Annotated in this window: 5 protein-coding genes; all 5 read left to right on the forward strand. The window is 32.8% G+C overall.

Going from position 1 to position 4,276, the window contains the following annotated elements; genetic code table 11:
• The first annotated feature begins 188 nt into the window (after positions 1 to 188).
• The 5 genes from EG849_RS15310 to EG849_RS15330 all read left to right on the forward strand — a co-directional run bounded on the left by EG849_RS15310 (position 189) and on the right by EG849_RS15330 (position 4,084).
• Entirely contained in the window at positions 189 to 1,019 is an 831-nt protein-coding gene (locus tag EG849_RS15310; protein ID WP_125014287.1) for a DUF5677 domain-containing protein, read from the forward strand.
• Between the two features lie 173 nt (positions 1,020 to 1,192).
• Positions 1,193 to 1,960 carry a DUF4262 domain-containing protein gene (locus tag EG849_RS15315; protein ID WP_125014289.1) on the forward strand — a complete coding sequence of 256 codons (768 nt, stop codon included), beginning with the start codon at positions 1,193 to 1,195 and terminating at the stop codon, positions 1,958 to 1,960.
• Between the two features lie 170 nt (positions 1,961 to 2,130).
• A complete protein-coding gene (locus EG849_RS15320; protein WP_125014291.1) occupies positions 2,131 to 2,523 on the forward strand; it encodes a hypothetical protein in 393 nt (130 codons plus the stop codon).
• Between the two features lie 18 nt (positions 2,524 to 2,541).
• A complete protein-coding gene (locus tag EG849_RS15325) occupies positions 2,542 to 3,288 on the forward strand; it encodes a hypothetical protein (protein ID WP_125014293.1) in 747 nt (248 codons plus the stop codon).
• Between the two features lie 142 nt (positions 3,289 to 3,430).
• Complete coding sequence (locus EG849_RS15330) at positions 3,431 to 4,084, forward strand: hypothetical protein (RefSeq protein WP_125014295.1); 654 nt, start codon at positions 3,431 to 3,433, stop codon at positions 4,082 to 4,084.
• Positions 4,085 to 4,276 lie beyond the last annotated feature (192 nt).

The following is a 4,276-nucleotide window of genomic DNA, read 5'->3' on the forward strand; positions in this document are numbered from 1 at the left end:
ATATTCGTAAGGTACAAAATATCGGTAAGTGCTACCGAAGGTTTAGTTCAACACACGCTACAAGCAATTTGGGTATTAGGCTTAATTTGAAATTGGTTTTGTATTTGGAAGATTTGGCAAATCCGAAAATAGAGCTTAATTTAGTCCCAAACTGCCTATAGCGCGGGAACGTTAGCAACAATACCAAAGTGAAGATAGAAGTAGAAATAGAGAACTTGAAAGTACAAACTGACTTATTGAATGAAGCTGTTCACGCAATTTCAGCTTCTACAATAGGTTTTTCTGAACTTAGTTCAGTAATCGGACCTGTTTTGGTTTTGAACGAAACGACATTAAGGAGTATATTATTACTTGCAGAGAATAATCATCATAGAGATTTGATTATACTTTCAAGACCATTTTTAGAATCAGTTATCAATGTAGGTTTCATATGCTCCGAGGGAGATAAGGCTGTGATTGCATCAAAAAAATATGCATATCAAAAAGGATATAGAGATTTATTTCGGGGCATAGACATAAACGATTTTATAATCAAAAGTGGTTTTTCAGAATTCATTTCTGAATTTGAAAAGGCAGCCCCGAAAGAAATGAAAGATGCATTATCAGAGTTTACGACAAAAAAAGGAAAGGAAGTAATGGAGTGGACTCCAGAAAATACTAAAGCCAAATTGGAAATTATTGGCAAAACTTATGGGACTTACGTCAATGGACTTTTATCCTTTGCTTTTTTCTCAATTTACAGAGACGTCTCTGAAATTATTCATAACAGCTATTACGGAGCAAGAATATATTTAGGTATGCAGCAGAAAGATATGACTTCATTTAAGAACTCTTCTGAAGCAGCAGAATATTTTGGGGAACATCAAAAGAAACTTGCAACATTTATTCTCCAACAAATAAATATATCTGTGAATGCCCTTCTTAATATACTAAACCAGAAATTCAGACTTGATACTACAAACGAAATTTTTGAGAAATCAAACAAGAAGCTTGTTGAATATGCGAATTCAGTCAAGTAGTACTGTTGCTAACACGGGTTTTGCGTCAGGCGGGCTGAAGTGCAAAATTCAACAGCAGTTTTTCAATTAAACATTAGTAATAATACAAGCTTTTGTGCTTCGATTTCCCGCCCGAACGCAAAGCCCCAAAACGTTATAGGCAACCGTAGGACGTCACGTAACAAATGAAACCAATGACAAAAAATAACGAACATAATTGCATAGACAAAGACGACTTATTAAATAACACTAAATTCAATATTGACAAATTTGGACTTCAAGTTATTATGGTTAGCTCGACAAGTTATTGCCCTTCATTTGCTTACAGTATTGGTTTGACACAGACATACAATCACCCAGAAATTATATGTTTCGGACTTTCTAATGACCTTGGACACGCAATCATTAACGACATTGCAGAAATCATTAAAAGTGGAGAGAGGTTTGAAACAGGGATAATTTCTACTGAAATATTCAAGGACAGCAGAGCTTCATTTATAAACGTTGACAAAAGAAACATAGCTGATTATTTTGGTGCAGCATTGAATTACTATGGAGACAAAAATTTTGACGCTTTGCAAGTTGTTTGGACAGACCGCAATGACAAACTTCCGTGGGAAGATAATTTTGAAGAAAAGTTTTTATACAAGCAACCACTTCTTGACAGAAATGCAGACTTCAAATTTTACGAACCCAAAAACTTGACAACATTCACAACTCGACAATGGCTTGATGAAAAGAAACCAATTTTACGAGTGGTTCACGATATTGATGGAGACTGGCAATTTTTGACTGACGACCAATTACCGGAAGACATTAGAATTGTTGCGTTAGAGGAACTAATTAAGCGGGACAATACATTAAATCAAATGTTTGATCTTGAATATGGAGAAGAAGCCGAAAGAGATTTTATTGGCGGACAATGGACAAGAAACAAACTTGAAACTGATGATGGAGAATAGAACGGCAGCCCATAACACGGGTTTTGCGTCAGGCGGGCTGATGTGCAAACTTGAAGCTTAGTACTTCTAATGAACTTTAGTAATAAATTAAAGCTTTGTGCTCCGAAACCCGCCCGAACGCAAAGCCCCCAAACGTTATAAGCAACTGAAGTAGAACCCGAATAACATGTATGCAATCGACAATTGAAATAAGAAATATTATTAAGAAGTGGTTAAATGATGTTTTTCAGGATAGTGCTATTCCAAAAAATGTCCTTGCCTTAAATTTTCATATTCAAAGAACCCATGACGAGTTTGAAATATATCTGACTGGTCATGACGATTTCCATCATGTTCACGATACATGGTTGTTAAGTGAGGTTTATGAACCAAAAGCAAATTACCAAGGACTCGGAAAAGATTCAATAAGGCTTTCAGATCAGGAAATGTATGACATTTACAAACTTGAAGTGTTTGAATTCATCAAAGATAAAATAGACGATTATCCTGAATACGTTCATTATTTCAATTGTCGTTATCCAGTAGGAATGCCTGAATTACTATTTGAAAGATCATTATTGTAACAATATTAACTGGCCAACATGAAAATTAAAGGATTATCAATAATAGCAGCCTTCTGTTTAGCAATAGTGATAATTATTGACTTCACCTCATTAAAAATTCCACAGCTTATCGATGGGAAGGGAGCTAAATTTGAGATGCTAATTTACACGTTGTCAATCTCCTATTTGGCGAGTTATATTTTCTATTTTCTAAATGTTTATCTAAAGGAAAAGCAAGAGCAAAAGGCAATTTTCCCATTGATTGCAAGTAATGTGATAAGTATTATAGTCAACAATCAATCAATAATCAATGCTTTAAAAAACCAACCTATAAACAGCTCACTACGTGATTTTCCCACTCAATCTGAGTTTAAAGAGTTGCTTCAAAAAGTTGACCCAAAGCAAAATGCACCAATGTTCTATAAAGACAAGCCTTGGATATATTTATTTCAAAACAGAAGAGATAGTACACTTAAGATGATTGAAAAAATATTTGCTTCGGGGAAACATGTCGATGACGATTTAAGAGTCATTTTACTAAAAATGCAATCATCATTATATCTCAGAGAAGATTATGCATTTAATTCTGATAATTGTGAAAAAGATACACTAAGTGATTACAGTTTAGTTTTTTACAAGTATTTTGAACTAGTCCAAGAATTAAGAGTCTTCTACGAGAAAAATTTAAAAAAATATTATGAACGAAGCTTGCCAGATAAGCTAAATGTTTTGGTTCCTGTTGGAGATGGTAAATTCAAAATTGAAATACAAGATCGAAAAAAATAATGCTTATAACAGCCGTTTTGCAAAAGCGGGGGTTTCGTGCTTCTATGACAGTGAAGTGCTAAATCCAAGCTTTGTGCATCTAATGAAGTTTAGTGCTAAAAATCCCCGCCTTCGCAAAGCGGCAAAACGTTAGCAAATATTTATGAAAACTACACTTACAATTACACTTTTTCTCTTTTTTCAAGTAAATCTTAATTATAATCTTGATTATAGTTTTGACTACAGGTTAAAATACGAATGCCGAAATAGTGAAAAGGATTCAATTCAACTTGTGAATTATTATATTAATAGTGAAAAGAATAATTTTTATGCTGATATAAGAGAAAAAACTAATAACACCCAGCAACTATACTTTCGTGACCAAGATATTCTAACTTGTCATGCAAATATTACCGATGATGTAAAAAATCCTGGAACATTACGATTTCCAGATAGCCTAACAAGGAATTTTAGTAATATTTATGAATATAAAGCTAAAAATTATGAAATTAAAAACTGTAAAGACACTTTAGTTTCAGGCAAAAATTATGCAAAAGTTATATTCGAATTTAAAGATGTAAAAAAAGCTAAAAGAAAAAAAATTGGTAAAGAAATATATATTATTGATACTAGTAAGAAAATGAAACCATTATTAACAAATCCAACAAGTTTAAATATATGGCGAATTAATAAAAACATGCCTGATGGTTTAATAGTTGAAAAACATATATATAATTATAAAGGGGAAATATATTGGTCAGAAAAATTAATTGAAATTGCTACTGTTAATTTTAATTTATCAATAGAAAGAAATTAAACATTTGCTAACAACGGTTTGTTGCAAGTGCTTGGCTTGGTCTTTGTTTGAATTTTCTCCGAAAATTCATTAGGAGTTTTGTACTTGTGAAATTAAGTGCTAAATTTACGCAACTGCCACAAGCCGTCAAACGTCAAACTGTCTAAAAACCCCTAATTTTTCATTCAATTTTCTTAAAATCGCACTCCTAAA

The organism is Flavobacterium macacae (assembly GCF_003865365.1).
Classification (GTDB): Bacteria; Bacteroidota; Bacteroidia; order Flavobacteriales; family Flavobacteriaceae; genus Flavobacterium; species Flavobacterium macacae.